Source organism: Pseudomonas sp. FSL W5-0203 (assembly GCF_001896155.1).
In the GTDB taxonomy this organism is placed as follows: Bacteria; Pseudomonadota; Gammaproteobacteria; order Pseudomonadales; family Pseudomonadaceae; genus Aquipseudomonas; species Aquipseudomonas paracarnis.
Window position 1 is genome coordinate 41,056 of the sequence record NZ_MPOR01000035.1, and the last position, 14,384, is coordinate 55,439.

Sequence of the window (14,384 nt, forward strand, 5' to 3'; positions counted from 1 at the left end):
TTTTTTGTGGTAGGGTTCGCGCCCTCAAAATTCCCGCCGGCAGTTTCTAGCCGGGAATATTCGGTGACAAACGGTGTAATCCAGTAGTAATGCGGCCTACACGGGTGTTCCATGATTCATACACATTTTACCCACAGCGTTATCCACAGGTAGTGCGTTGCTAAGCCCCCGAAAACGCATTATCTTGTACCTCGGCGCTAAAAAAACCCTACATGTAGGGTTTTCAGCGAAAAGACCAAACACAGATCAGACAAGAAACTCAAGCGCTTTCTTGCTCGTGCTTGGTTGAACCAACGCATTTTTTGAAAGCCCAAACCGCGCACGCGGATGGCAACCGTTTTCCAGCCCGATTGGCAGAAAACGGTACGGGTGTTGCAGGGCTTGAATGGGGCCACTGTCACCCACCAGGAATACGGCTAAGGGCTCCCCGGCCCCGAACCAAAGACTTCGGCATGGAAGCGGCGCGATGAGCTCCCTTCCTCCTGTCCCGAAGTTGTTATGCCAGGCCCAGGCCTGCTGTAAGTGCTTCAGGACGGAACGGTGGGCACCGTGATGGTGCCCAAATAAATATAGAATGTGGAGACACCCCCTCATGCAAACCGACACAACTCGCGAGAACCCGCAAGGCTCCGTGCCGCAGGCCGCTGATTCGAATCTGGATCTGTCCGCCACTGCACCTGGCCAACTGCGTGTGATCAAGCGTAACGGCACTGTCGTTCCTTATACCGATGACAAAATCACCGTCGCCATCACCAAAGCGTTTCTTGCAGTTGAAGGCGGCACCGCTGCCGCTTCGTCGCGCATCCACGACACCGTTGCCCGTCTGACCGAACAGGTCACCGCGACCTTCAAACGTCGCATGCCATCGGGCGGCACCATCCACATCGAAGAAATCCAGGACCAGGTTGAACTGGCCCTGATGCGTGCCGGCGAGCAGAAAGTGGCCCGCGACTACGTGATCTACCGTGATTCGCGCGCCAAGGAACGTGCCGTACGTTCCCCGGCCGAAGAAGCCGCCGTACAAGCGCACCCGTCGATCCGCATCACCCTGGCTGACGGCAGCTTCGCACCGCTGGACCTGGGCCGCCTGAACACCATCATCACCGAGGCCTGCGAAGGTCTGGAAGAAGTCGACGGTGACCTGATCCAGCGCGAAACCCTGAAGAACCTGTACGACGGCGTCGCCCTGACCGACGTCAACACCGCCCTGGTGATGACCGCCCGTACCCTGGTCGAGCGTGAGCCGAACTACTCGTTCGTGACCGCCCGCCTGTTGATGGACACCCTGCGCGCCGAAGGCCTGGGCTTCCTGAAAGTCGCCGACAGCGCCACTCACCACGAGATGGCCGACCTGTACGCCAAGGCCCTGCCGGCCTATATCGCCAAAGGTATCGAATTCGAATTGCTGAACCCGATCCTGGCCACCTTCGACCTGGAAAAACTCGGCAAGGCAATCAACCACGAGCGTGACCAGCAGTTCACCTACCTGGGCCTGCAAACCCTGTACGACCGTTACTTCATCCACAAGGACGGCATCCGCTTCGAACTGCCGCAAGTGTTCTTCATGCGCGTGGCCATGGGCCTGGCGATCGAAGAGAAGAACAAGGAAGACCGCGCGATCGAGTTCTACAACCTGCTGTCGTCCTTCGACTACATGTCGTCGACTCCGACCCTGTTCAACGCCGGTACCCTGCGTCCTCAGCTGTCGAGCTGCTACCTGACCACCGTGCCGGATGACCTGTCGGGCATCTACCACGCGATCCACGACAACGCCATGTTGTCCAAATTCGCCGGCGGCCTGGGCAACGACTGGACACCGGTGCGCGCACTGGGTTCGTACATCAAGGGCACCAACGGCAAGTCCCAGGGCGTCGTACCGTTCCTGAAAGTGGTGAACGACACCGCCGTCGCCGTGAACCAGGGTGGCAAGCGCAAAGGCGCTGTATGTGCCTACCTGGAAACCTGGCACATGGACATTGAAGAGTTCATCGAGCTGCGCAAGAACACCGGTGATGACCGTCGTCGTACCCACGACATGAACACCGCCAACTGGATCCCTGACCTGTTCATGAAGCGCGTCTTCGATGACGGCAAGTGGACCCTGTTCTCGCCATCCGAAGTGCCGGACCTGCACGACCTGACCGGCAAAGCCTTCGAAGAGCGCTACGAGTACTACGAAGCCCTCACCGAGTACCCGGGCAAGGTCAAACTGTTCAAGACCATCCAGGCCAAAGACCTGTGGCGCAAAATGCTGTCCATGCTGTTCGAAACCGGCCACCCATGGTTGACCTTCAAGGACCCATGCAACCTGCGCAGCCCGCAGCAGCACGTGGGCGTGGTGCACAGCTCGAACCTGTGCACCGAGATCACCTTGAACACCAACAAGGACGAGATCGCCGTTTGCAACCTGGGCTCGATCAACCTGCCGAACCACATCGTCAACGGCAAGCTGGACACCGTAAAGCTTGCACGCACCGTCAACACCGCCGTACGCATGCTCGATAACGTGATCGACATCAACTACTACTCGGTGCCACAGGCGCAGAACTCCAACTTCAAGCACCGTCCGGTTGGCCTGGGGATCATGGGCTTCCAGGACGCGCTGTACCTGCAGCACATCCCTTACGGTTCCGATGCAGCGGTCGAGTTCGCCGACAAGTCCATGGAAGCGGTCAGCTACTACGCGATCCAGGCTTCCTGCGACCTGGCCGACGAGCGCGGCGCCTACGAGACGTTCCAGGGTTCGCTGTGGTCCAAGGGCATCCTGCCGCTGGATTCGCAACAGATCCTGATCGAAGCCCGTGGCCAGAAGTACATCGACGTTGACCTGAACGAAACCCTGGACTGGGCGCCGGTACGTGCCCGTGTGCAGAAAGGTATTCGTAACTCCAACATCATGGCCATCGCACCGACCGCCACCATCGCCAACATCACTGGCGTGTCGCAGTCGATCGAACCGACCTACCAGAACCTGTATGTGAAATCGAACCTGTCGGGCGAATTCACCGTGATCAACCCGTACCTGGTTCGCGACCTGAAGGCCCGTGGCCTGTGGGACTCGGTCATGATCAACGACCTGAAGTACTACGACGGTTCCGTGCAGCAGATCGAACGCATCCCGCAAGAACTCAAAGAGCTCTACGCGACCGCTTTCGAAGTGGACACCAAGTGGATCGTTGACGCCGCCAGCCGTCGTCAGAAGTGGATCGACCAGGCCCAGTCCCTGAACCTGTACATCGCCGGCGCCTCGGGCAAGAAGCTGGACGTGACCTACCGCATGGCGTGGTACCGTGGCCTGAAAACCACTTACTATCTCCGTGCCCTGGCTGCGACCAGCACCGAGAAGTCGACCATCAACACCGGCAAGCTGAACGCAGTGTCCAGCGGCAACCACGGTGATGACTCGGTACTCGCAGCACCCGCCGGCCCAGCACCGGTGCCAAAAGCCTGCGCGATTGACGAGCCGGATTGCGAAGCTTGCCAATAAGCTGAGCCAGTCCAGGGATATTGTCCCCCTGGATTGAAAAAGCCCGATAGACCCCGACTGCATAGGGTTTATCGGGCTTTTTGCTGACTGCCTTAGAGAAACGCGTACGCAATACCCTGCTTTGGCGCGCCACCTCGGCGCCCCCACAACTCCACGCGCCCGTCGATGACCACCATCGAATGGCGATCGTAGGCCACGACGCCGAGCTTGCCGCTCGCCAGCTCACTGCTTGAGGACTGCCTGTAAAGCCCTTTCAAACCCAGACGATCCAATGCTTCGCGGGGCATTTCGCCGTTGTTCAAACTTTGCATCGCATGGGCGAAGCTTCTTTTTGATTGGCTAGGGTTGTCGTCCAGGCCATTCCCTTCCATCTGTGCCCGCTTGGCGCTCGCTGCAAACATGAAGTTGGCATCGGTCAGCATGCCCGGATTGTCACCCTTGAACTGCGCATACCTGGCCGCCTGCTTTAATTCATCCTTGGATAGATTAAGTTCGAAGCCGTCGCGCATCTTCACGTGATAACCGTCTGCCGTCTCTTTTACCTCCTTGAACACGTCAGTGGGTTTCTGACCAAACTTCATCATTGCGCCCTTTATCGCTGAAACCGTGACGCAATTGCCATCGGGGCCCTGGCTGAATCCACTCCAGATGTTGTCCGGTTTTTTTCCTGGGTTACTTTGATCAGGCTTGTAGTTGAAGTGCTTGGAGCCTTCCGTAATCGGCAGATTACTCATGGGCTCGCTGGGCCCAAAATTACCGGGGCTTGGCCTGCCACCACCGCCACCACCGCCACCACCTGGCGACGGGCCAGGAGAAGGCGGCGAAGGTGTGGGTGATGTATCGTCCGTTTCCGGAAACCAGTCTTTCATCAGGCGCCGCAGCATCTCCAGCCAGGAGACGTCTGCCTTCTCCATCAACTCCAGCATGATCTCCTTGAACTTTTCATCACCCAGTTCTTCGCGCTTCTCGTTCAACTTGTCACGAAGGTCCTGGACGGTTTGGCTCTTGGATGTTTTCTCGGCATCTCTCAACTCATTGAGCAGTTGCCTCACTGATTCAGCATCAGAGGACTTGCCTCCCCCGGGTTCATCCGACTGACTTTTGCGTCTGTATAGACCGGCGCTGTAGTTATTCAGAACAAACCAATGGCTGCCTGCTGGCATCCCTTCCCACTGCTTGTAGATCGCCATGCCGCTCTCCCGATGGTCCATGGGCGACATGCGCCCGTGTCCCGTGCGTGGCGCAAGGAGCGTTGGGCGTTCCAGCAGCAAGGCGAGATGAAACAGGCGGTAAACTAGCAACGCGCGCGCACAAAAAAGCCCCTCGATTGAGGGGCCTTTTTGTGTGCAGGTATTTTTTGAGCAGGGGTATCAGGTCATCTGAATGATGGTCTGCATGATGGTGCTTTGGGTGGAGATGGTCTTGGCGTTCGCCTGGTAGTTGCTCTGGGCCTTGATCAGGTCCACCAGTTCGTTGGTCAGGTTGACGTTGGAGTTCTCCAGGGAGTTGGCCACGATCGAACCCAGGGTGCCGGCTTGCGGGTTGTCATAACCCGGCTGGCCCGAGGCGAAGGTCTCTTTCCAGGTGGTCGCACCGGCTGGCTGCAGGCCCTGCTCGTTGTTGAAGCTGGCCAGGGAGATCTGGCCGATGGCCTTGCTCTGCTGGTTGCTGAAGGTGGCGAACAGGACGCCGCTGCCGTCGATTTTCAGGCCGGTGATCTGGCCGGTGGCATAGCCGTCGGTGACCGGAGGGTTACGGTAGGTAGCCGAGTTGTACTGGGTAATGTTGGCCATGTTGATGGCGATGCCGCCCGGGTTGGCATCCGCACCGTTAGCCTTCCACACGCCGTCAGTCACCTTGCCTGGAACCCACCCGGCAACGGTCAGGGTCTTGTCGGACACACCATTGGTGACGACAGTAGTCAGATTGCCAGCGCCATCGAAGGTCAATGTCGACGGCACGGGTGGCGTCGAAGGGGTGCCAGTCGGGGCCGAACCATCAGGATTGCGACCGTCAATCAGGGTATAGGCATTCCACTTGTTGCCGTCGGTTTTCACCAGGTACTGCACCATCGGGTGCGCGTTCCCCTGAGAGTCGTACAAGGTGGTGCTGTATTGGGTGGTGAAGGTCTCGGTCTTGGTCGGGTCAAACGGCTTGGCCGCCTGGTCAATCACCGGCTCCGAGGAATTCAGGTTACTGGTGGAGTCGACCTTGGTGGATGCCTTGGGCGGCAGATTCGCCAGGTTCAGTTGCAGATCGACCAAGCCGCCCTTGGTGATCTTGCCATTATCGTCCGCGGCATATCCTTGCAGGCGCGAAGTGCCGGTGTTGTTGGTGATGTAGCCGTCCTTGTCCGCACGGAACGCACCACTACGGGTGTACTCCAGCGAACCGTCGCTGCCCTTCTGCACGAAGAAGCCACCGCCCTGAATCGCCATGTCGAGGATGCCGCCGCTACCGTTGACATCGCCCTGGGTGAACTGCTGGGACACCGCCGCCAGGTTCACACCGTTGCCGATGCTGTTCTGGCCGGTGCCCAGCTTGGAAGCCGCGTAGATATCGGCGAATTCCGCACGGGATGACTTGAAGCCAGTGGTCGCGACGTTGGCGATATTGTTGCCGGTCACGTCCAGTTGTTTGTTGGCCGCATAGAGGCCGCTAAGGCCGATATTAAAAGACATGTTTCTCTCCTTCTGCCGTATTTAGCCGGCTCTATGTACCGATAGTCTGAATTTGCGACAGCTTGACGCTGCCCATGCCGCCTGCAAGGTTGAGCAGCATTTCGCCGCCAGTCTTGCTCAGGGTCACACTGGTGACCGTGGCGGGCAGCGAAGTGGCCAAGGCCACTGCGTCGCCTTTGTCGTTCTTGGTGGTGGCGTTGAAGGTGTAGGTGCCAGCTGGGGCGACCTCGCCCTTGTCGTTCTTGCCGTCCCAGATAAAGCTTTGGGTGCCGGCACTCTGGGCGCCCATGTCAACGGTGCGCACCACATTGCCGTCTTTGTCGGTGATCTTGACGGAGACATTGCCCACCGCCGAGGTCACTGCCACCGAACCGGTCATGCTCTTGCTGGTATCCACCATGGCCTTGTCGGTCTGGATGATGATTGAACGCCCCACCAGCGACGAAGCCTGCAGCGCCTGCGAGGAGCTGAAGTTGCTGGAGATGTTGTTCACCGAGTCATTCAGGGTGTTGATGCCTTCCAGGCTGCTGAACTGGGCAAGCTGCGCGACGAACGCGCCGTTGTCCTGAGGCGACAGCGGGTTCTGGTTTTTCAGTTGAGTGACGAGCAGTTGCAGGAACGCATCCTTGCCCAGCGACTGGTTGCCCGTCGCCGTCTTGGAAGCGTCACTGACGCTGCTGTTATTCGTCGCGGTCTTGACCTTGGAATTGAAAAGGTCCTGAACCGCCGTGTTGTTAGACGTATCAACGATGGCCATTATTTGGCGCCCCTTATCACTGACCCAGGGTCAGAACCTTCTGCATCATGGTTTTGGCGGTGTTCATCATTTCCGCGTTGGTCTGGAACGAGCGACTGGCGGAGATCATGTCAGCCATTTCCTCGACCACGTTGACGTTGGGGTAGTAGACGTAACCCTTTTCGTTCGCGGCCGGATGGTTGGGCTCGTAACGGGCCTCCAGGTTGCTCTGGTCTTCGACCACGCCCAACACCTGCACGCCTGAGCCGGCGGCGTCCTGGTTCTGGAACAACGAATCGCTGCCGTTTGCCTGACCACCCTGGAACATGGTGGCAAACACCGGATGGCGGGCGCGATACGTCTGGTCAATGCTCGACGAGACGGTCTCGGCGTTGGCGATGTTACTGGCGACGGTGTTCAAACGCGTGGTCTGCGCGCTCATGCCACTGCCGGCAATATTGAAAACACTGGACAGAGACATGGCTTACTCTCCACGCAGGGCTGACATCAGCCCTTTGAATTTGCTGTTGAGCAGGGTGAAGCTGGCCTGGAAGTTCACCGAGTTTTCGGCGTAGTTCGATTGCTCCAGCTGGGCGTCGACGGTGTTCTGGTCGATCGACGGCTGCATCGGCGTGCGATACAGCAGCGACTCGTCACCCTTGCTCAGGCCTTGCGCTTCGATATGACGGCTGTTGGTCATGTTCAAGGCGAAGGTGCCGTTCTTGGTCTTGTCCTGCTGTGCGGCGAGCACGGCGGAGAAGTCCAGGTCCCGAGCCTTGTAGTTCGGGGTGTCGGCGTTGGCAATATTGTTGGCCAGGACTTCGGCACGCTGGGCGCGGAAGCCCAGGGCTTGTTCGTGGATACCGAGCGCTTTATCGAAGCTGATGCTCATGGCGGAAACCTTTAGGCTGACCTGCTGTTCGTTAGCAGGGTTATAGCAAGGTGCATGCCAATCTTGCGGGAGCCCCTATATCAAGGGTTTGGAGGGGAGTCGACGGCGGCTATGCCAGAAAAGCGGCAAGCGATTTCCGCGTAGCGCCATTAAAGCGGCAATGGGCAGTTGCCGCTTTACGCCAGCTTGCCGAGAAAAAAAATGTGGGAGCTGGCTTGCCTGCGATGGCGGAGTACCTGCCGACCAATTCATCGACTGACACAACGCCATCGCGGGCAAGCCCGGCTCCCACAGTTTTATTGCATACCCCAGGCTACTTGGCCTGGTAGATGATCCCCGGGCTGCATTGCACCATCTGGAAGTGATCCGGCAGCCCATTGAGCGCCTCGGAAGCACCGAGGAACAGATAACCTCCGCGCTTGAGCGTGCCGTGGATGCGCAACAGGATGTCTTTCTTCACTTCAGCCGAGAAATAGATCAGCACGTTGCGGCAGAACACCATGTCGAACTTGCCTAGGCTGGCGTAGCTGTCGAGCAGGTTGAAAGAGCGAAATTCGACGCGGTTCTTGATCGGCGCCTTGATCGCCCAACGCCCTGCCCCTTTGGGGTCGAAGTAGCGTTGCAGGCGTTCCTGGGACAAACCTCGGCCCAGGGCCAGGCTGTCGTACTCACCGGTCTTGCAGTTGGTGAGCATGGTGCCGGACAAGTCCGTGGCCACAATTTGCGCACCGGCTTTCAACTGGCCCATGTTGGTCCGCTCGAACTCATCGATGGACATCGAGATCGAGTACGGCTCCTGCCCCGAAGAACAGGCCGCCGACCAGATACGCAGGCGCTGGCCCGGGCTGGCCTTGATGGCTTCGGGCAACACTTTGTTCTTGAGCACTTCAAAGGGATAGGTATCGCGAAACCATAAGGTTTCGTTGGTGGTCATGGCATCGACCACCATTTCCTTGAGCCCACTGCGCGGCTGCCCCTGGATCCGCTGGACCAACTCACCCAGGGACTTGATGCCCTGCTGTTCCATCAGCTTGTTGAGACGGCTGGATACCAGGTACTGCTTGTTTTCACCGAGCAATATGCCACAGGCTTTTTCCAGGAAGACCCGGAACTGTTCGAAATCCAAATTACCCGTAGACAATGATGCCGCCTCTTAAATCGTGTGACCGCCGGGGGACATCCCCTAGCCGTGATCTGCTGCCTTGATCCGGTCGACTACCCGGGATGCGAGGTCATCAGGACGGAATTTGGCCAGAAAGTCATCCGCACCGACCTTCTTGACCATTGCCTGATTGAATACCCCCGACAACGAAGTATGCAGGATGATATGCAATTTTTGCATGCGTGGATCGTTACGTATCTCGGCCGTGAGCGTATAGCCATCCATTTCCGGCATCTCGATGTCAGAGATCATCATCAAGAATTCTTCTTCGGGCTTCTTGCCTTCGTCCGCCAGCTTGCGCAGGTAATCCAGGGCTTGGCGTCCGTCATTGAGGGCCACCACCTCCACCCCGACGGTTTGCAGGCAACGCGTGACCTGCTTGCGCGCCACGGAAGAGTCGTCCACGGTCAACACGCGCAGCGAAACCGCCTTGTGTGCCGTTTCGGCATCCACCACTCCGACGGAGATGGTTTCCGAGGTGGGGGCCACTTCGGCGAGGATCTTCTCCACGTCGATGATTTCCACCAACTGGTTATCGACCCGCGTCACCGCCGTCAGGTAGTGATCGCGCCCCGTGCCCTTGGGCGGCGGATGGATCTCTTCCCAGTTCATATTGACGATGCGCTCCACCGAGCGCACCAGGAAACCCTGGGTCTTGGTGTTGTACTCGGTGATGATCACGAAAGGGTTCTGGCGGTCTTGCAAACCCGCGGCCCCCGTGGCCATGGCCAGGTCAAGAATCGGAATGGTCGCGCCCCGGATGTTGGCCACGCCACACACCACCGGACTGGACTTGGGCATGATCGTCAACTTGGGACATTGCAGCACTTCACGCACTTTAAACACGTTGATGCCATACAACTGATTGCCATCCAGGCGGAAAAGCAACAACTCCAGGCGATTCTGCCCTACCAGCTGTGTACGCTGGTTTACTGAATCCATTACACCTGCCATGCCCAGACTCCTAAATCCTAGGGGTACGACGCGTACCCAACACTAAACGGCACGAGCTTTGCTATTTACTGAGTATGGATATTAAAACGACAGTTTCCCGACACCCTGGCCGCTCACGCTACCGCAGACTGCTCTGCGCCGCGATGGCGCTGCTTGTCTCGGGCCTGGGCGTCACGGCCCGCGCCGACAACGTTACCCTGCCTGATCTACTTATCGGCGTCACCCAAGGCTTTCTTGAGTTCACTGTAGAAGATTATCTGGCGACCACCCAGACGCCGGGGCGTTATGAAATTCAGGTCAACCAGTTGGACCCACGTTTGCGCATGCCAATGTGCGACAAGGAATTGACAGCCACCCTGGAAAGCCCCGCCCAGCCTATCGGCCGTGTGACCGTGAAGGTGCGCTGTGAGGGCGCCTCGCCCTGGACGGTATTTGTGCCGGCGCAGGTCAAGCTGTTTCGCGACGTAGTGGTAGTGGCGCGGCCATTGAAGCGCACCGGCATCATCGGCTACGACGATGTGGCGCTGCGCGAGAGGGACATCAGCTTGATCAACCAGGGCTACCTGACGTCACTGGACCAGGCCGTCGGGCAAAAACTCACCCGCCCCGTGGTCACTGACCAAGTCCTCACACTGGTTCATCTGGAACAGGCGGAGGTGATTCGCAAGGGTGACCAAGTGGTGATTTCCGCCAGCAGTGGCGGCCTGAACGTCAGGATGCCGGGCGAGGCGTTGTCCAACGGCGGCATGAGCGAACAGATCCGTGTCAAGAACCTCAACTCCAATCGCGTGATCAAGGCGCGGGTCACGGCGCCAGGCCAAGTCGAGGTGGCGCTATAGATGACTGGAATCAAATGCCAGCTTTTCCTACACTGTGTGCTGGATATTGAGCCGAACAGGTTTATTGTCAATCGAGCCTAAAGTTTGCCCGGGTATGGCCGAAAACATGGCAAGCGTCCAAATACCCAGAGGTTTTTCAACATGGTCATTGATTTCAGTCGTTTGAATAACACCCCGGCCTTGCCCGGCAATACGCGCACCGGCGGTGCCAAGGACAGCGTAGAAGCCAAGCCGCAGCCCTTGCCTGCCAAAGCAGAGCAGGCCGCCGCCAGCCAGAGTGGGGAATCGGTACACCTGAGCAATGAGGCTCAACAGTTGCAAAAGGTCACTGACTCGCTGCGCGATCAACCCGTCGTCAATAAAGCCCGCGTGGCCGAGTTGAAACAGGCTATCGCCGATGGCAGCTATAAAGTCGACAGCAACCGTGTAGCCAGCAAGCTGCTCAACTTCGAAGCCGAGCGCTAGGCAAAGGCCTGCGCAGGGCTTTTGGACGCTTAAAACCCAAGGCCAGCCATGCACCACGACGAACATTTGCTCCAACTGATCATTGATGATCTGGCGCCGACGCAACAATTGCTCGAGCTGCTCAAGGAAGAATCCCTGGCCTTGTACGGCCGGGATATGCCCTTGCTGGAAGAAATCCTGGCGCGCAAACAGTCGCTGATTGTCTTGCTCGAACAGCACGGAAAGAAGCGCAGCGAGATTCTGATCAGCCTGGGCCTGCCTGCCGACCACGATGGCCTGGCACAACTGGCCAGCCACTCTTCAGTCGGCGATCAACTGCTGGCACAGAGCAAAGAACTCAATCATTTGCTCGCACAGTGCCAGGAAGCCAACCTGCTCAACGGTCAGTCGATCCAGCTTCAGCAAGCCACGACCGCCAATCAGCTGCGCATACTGCACGGCGGAGAGCCTCCGGCCCTGTATAACGCCCAAGGCTCCACCTCACGCCTGGTCAAGCCAAGCACCCGCAGCCAAGCCTGACACCGGTTTACAGCGCGACCTATCCAAGGCGCGCTACATACTGGCAAAATGCCGGTTCTTGCGTGTAGTCGTATTTTGCCTGGAGATGGAAGAACCGTGTTCAACGCCCTTAATGCGGAAGATGCACCGCAGCCACCCAAGGTGCTCACCACGCCTCTGGAAATCGCCAGCACGTTGCGGATGCTGCAAGAAAGCCATGACCCGCTGATCATCACTTTCCACGAACGCAGCCAGCGGTTCCAGAGCTACCTGGTGGACATTGACCGCGACAGCAAGACGCTGGTACTGGACGAAATGATTCCCCGTGACGGTGAACGCTATCTTGAGAATGGCGAAGCCTTCCGTATCGAAGGTTTCCATGAGGGCGTGCGGGTTGCCTGGGAAAGCAACGGCACCTTGACCATCAGCGAAAAAGGCGGCCACCGCATCTATAGCGGCAGCCTGCCCGGCGAAGTGGTTTACCATCAACGACGCAATGCCTTCCGCGCCGCACTCAAGCTTGCGCAGCTGGTGGACATTCAGTTGGGTGGCGAGAAGCTCAAGGCACCTATCAGCGGTAAGCTGCTGGACATCTCGGCAACCGGCTGCAAATTGCGCTTTGAAGGCGATATCTCCGAACGTCTGCAGTTGGGCCAGGTCTATGATCGCTTTATTGCTGCCCTGCCCTTCGGCAGCATGACCACTTCCGTGGAACTGCGCTACCTGCATTTCGAAGACAAGATCAACACCACCTTTGCCGGCGTGCGCTTTCACAACATGAGTGGTTTGGTGCAGCGACAAGTGGAACGCTTTGTCTACCAATTGCAGCGAGAAGCTCGGCGCTTCGATAAAGACGACGATCTTTAAGCGTTAGACGCTGAGATAAAAAAACGGGCAGATCCTGATGGGATCTGCCCGTTTTTTCGTTCAGGGGCGCGCCCTGCTTAAGTCATGGGGATGTTCGTCCGGGTCTGGTGGCTCGTGCGGTTCTTCGCTCGTTGGCTCCTCGGTATCAGGGACGGGCTCTGGGTCAGGAACAGTGACTTGCATCTGCTCCTGCACCACCTGCTCATCCACCCGCGGGTCAAGGGCAGCCACCAAAGGCGAACTGGACATACTGTCGGGCATCGCCACGTGATGCAGTGGTGCGTCGTCGACCTGATGCAGGTTGGTTACCGCCTTGGGTCGAATGCGCCACACCAGGATCAGCGCACACAGGCTGAAAAACGCGTAGAGCATCTGGCTGCCGAATAGCTTCATCACCACACCGGCCAACAGCGGCCCCACGCTGGCGCCGATCCCGTAGGTAACGAGCAACATGGCCGTCAGTGACACCCGGCGATCGCCTTCCACATGGTCGTTGGAAAAGGCCACCGCCAAGGGGTAAAGGCAGAACTGCACCAGCGAACAGAAGAAGCCCGCCACGAACAACACCTCCAGCGGTACCTGCGTCATGATGGCCAACGGTAAGGCCGTTATCGCCAGGCACAAGGCAAAGCAGCGAATCAGCAGCGCGCGGTCATAGCGGTCCGACAACCAGCCCAGTGGCCACTGCACGACCAATCCAGCAAAAATGCAGCTACCCATGAACAAGCCGACTTGCTCAGTCGTCAGGCCCTGCTGAGAGGCGTAGAGCGGCGCCAAGCCGTAGAACGAACCGACGATCAACCCAGCGCCCAACACGGTGCTGAGCGATTGCGGCACGCGCTTGATAAAGAAGCGCGGCTCCATCGGAGCCGGGTGCAGTGGGGCCGGGTGAATGCGTCGGGTCATCGCCACAGGGACCAGGCACAGCGCAAAGCACAGCGCCACGAGCATCAACAGTTCAAGCCCGAGATGGGGGTGCATGACCAGGATCAATTGGCCCAGCACCAACCCAAGGTAGGACGCAATCATGTAACCGCTGAACACTACGCCGCGCTGCTTGGCGTCTGCCTGCTCATTGAGCCAACTCTCGATGACCATGTACTGGCACATCATCCCCAGGCCCACGATCATCCGCAGCACAATCCAGGCTGGCAGCCAATCAATCAAACCGTGACCCAGCACTGCTGCGCCGACGATCCCGGCGCAGGTAGCGTAGGCACGAATATGCCCGACCCGGGCAATCAAGCGGTGCCCGAGCTTGCCGCCCAGCACCAAGCCAAAATAGTTGGCAGCCATCAGCGCACCCACCCACAGGCTGTCGACGTTGTCTGCTGCCAGACGCAAAGCCAGATAAGTACTAAGCAGGCCGGAGCCGATCAGCATCATCAAAGAGGCGAAATAAAGGGCTCGAAAAGATTTCCAGATCTGGCGCATCGGCGTTCCGAGCGGCTCCTTGCGGTGAGGGGTAGGGCTATCAGCATGATAGTCCGGGGCGGTTGAGTCCGGACAGACGGTAGGGTCTGTTTCCGGGGATTATTTTGTTTCACAGCTCAGACGATACGTGGGTGTCTGTGAGGTACATAACCGTGGAGATAAATACACGGCGCACCACCTGTGAACCTTGATAACACGCAAGGTTCGACTGGTATTGGGGTATCTGTACAAAAGGCGTCAATGGAACGCTGTGCAGGCTTTGGAAGTTGGCGTTCTTTTCGAGCGCCCAAAACAAAACCCCAACTGCTTTCGCAATTGGGGTTTCGGAATTTAATCTTGACGATGACCTACTCTCACATGGGGAAACCC

Annotated in this window: 13 protein-coding genes; 5 read left to right on the forward strand and 8 right to left on the reverse strand. The window is 58.1% G+C overall.

All coding sequences use genetic code 11. From position 1 onward, the window contains the following. The first annotated feature begins 592 nt into the window (after nucleotides 1–592). Nucleotides 593–3,487, forward strand: coding sequence for a ribonucleoside-diphosphate reductase subunit alpha (locus tag BOP96_RS23505; protein ID WP_003193565.1), 2,895 nt, complete (start codon nucleotides 593–595; stop codon nucleotides 3,485–3,487). Between the two features lie 92 nt (nucleotides 3,488–3,579). On the opposite strand, the gene BOP96_RS23510 is transcribed toward BOP96_RS23505, so the two are convergent. The 7 genes from BOP96_RS23510 to BOP96_RS23540 form a co-directional block, all read right to left on the reverse strand. Beyond that, entirely contained in the window at nucleotides 3,580–4,677 is a 1,098-nt protein-coding gene (locus BOP96_RS23510) for a hypothetical protein (protein WP_175563011.1), read from the reverse strand. Nucleotides 4,678–4,857: 180 nt separating this feature from the next. Continuing rightward, on the reverse strand, nucleotides 4,858–6,168 hold the full coding sequence (gene flgE / locus BOP96_RS23515; protein ID WP_014719578.1) for a flagellar hook protein FlgE: 1,311 nt from the start codon (nucleotides 6,166–6,168) through the stop codon (nucleotides 4,858–4,860). A 31-nt stretch (nucleotides 6,169–6,199) separates the two neighbouring features. Beyond that, nucleotides 6,200–6,925, reverse strand: coding sequence for a flagellar hook assembly protein FlgD (gene flgD / locus BOP96_RS23520; protein ID WP_014719579.1), 726 nt, complete (start codon nucleotides 6,923–6,925; stop codon nucleotides 6,200–6,202). Nucleotides 6,926–6,941: 16 nt separating this feature from the next. Then, nucleotides 6,942–7,385 (reverse strand): flagellar basal body rod protein FlgC, encoded by a 444-nt coding sequence (flgC, locus tag BOP96_RS23525; protein ID WP_014719580.1) that lies wholly within the window; start codon nucleotides 7,383–7,385, stop codon nucleotides 6,942–6,944. Nucleotides 7,386–7,388: 3 nt separating this feature from the next. Then, complete coding sequence (gene flgB / locus BOP96_RS23530; RefSeq protein ID WP_003193573.1) at nucleotides 7,389–7,796, reverse strand: flagellar basal body rod protein FlgB; 408 nt, start codon at nucleotides 7,794–7,796, stop codon at nucleotides 7,389–7,391. Nucleotides 7,797–8,109: 313 nt separating this feature from the next. After that, nucleotides 8,110–8,937 (reverse strand): protein-glutamate O-methyltransferase CheR, encoded by an 828-nt coding sequence (gene cheR, locus BOP96_RS23535; RefSeq protein ID WP_014719581.1) that lies wholly within the window; start codon nucleotides 8,935–8,937, stop codon nucleotides 8,110–8,112. A 42-nt stretch (nucleotides 8,938–8,979) separates the two neighbouring features. Beyond that, nucleotides 8,980–9,912, reverse strand: a complete 933-nt coding sequence (locus BOP96_RS23540) for a chemotaxis protein CheV (RefSeq protein ID WP_003193578.1) — start codon at nucleotides 9,910–9,912, stop codon at nucleotides 8,980–8,982. A gap of 74 nt (nucleotides 9,913–9,986) precedes the next feature. On the opposite strand from BOP96_RS23540, the gene flgA reads away from it, so the two are divergent. The 4 genes from flgA (at nucleotide 9,987) to BOP96_RS23560 (ending at nucleotide 12,581) form a co-directional block, all read left to right on the forward strand. Continuing rightward, nucleotides 9,987–10,751 (forward strand): flagellar basal body P-ring formation chaperone FlgA, encoded by a 765-nt coding sequence (flgA, locus tag BOP96_RS23545; protein ID WP_014719582.1) that lies wholly within the window; start codon nucleotides 9,987–9,989, stop codon nucleotides 10,749–10,751. Nucleotides 10,752–10,892: 141 nt separating this feature from the next. After that, nucleotides 10,893–11,216 (forward strand): flagellar biosynthesis anti-sigma factor FlgM, encoded by a 324-nt coding sequence (gene flgM, locus BOP96_RS23550; protein WP_019817214.1) that lies wholly within the window; start codon nucleotides 10,893–10,895, stop codon nucleotides 11,214–11,216. A 48-nt stretch (nucleotides 11,217–11,264) separates the two neighbouring features. Further along, a complete protein-coding gene (locus tag BOP96_RS23555) occupies nucleotides 11,265–11,735 on the forward strand; it encodes a flagella synthesis protein FlgN (RefSeq protein WP_014719584.1) in 471 nt (156 codons plus the stop codon). A gap of 96 nt (nucleotides 11,736–11,831) precedes the next feature. Next, nucleotides 11,832–12,581, forward strand: a complete 750-nt coding sequence (locus BOP96_RS23560) for a flagellar brake protein (RefSeq protein WP_014719585.1) — start codon at nucleotides 11,832–11,834, stop codon at nucleotides 12,579–12,581. Between the two features lie 60 nt (nucleotides 12,582–12,641). On the opposite strand, the gene BOP96_RS23565 is transcribed toward BOP96_RS23560, so the two are convergent. Further along, nucleotides 12,642–14,015: an MFS transporter gene (locus BOP96_RS23565; RefSeq protein WP_014719586.1), complete on the reverse strand. Its 1,374-nt coding sequence runs from the start codon at nucleotides 14,013–14,015 to the stop codon at nucleotides 12,642–12,644. Between the last annotated feature and the right edge of the window lie 369 nt (nucleotides 14,016–14,384).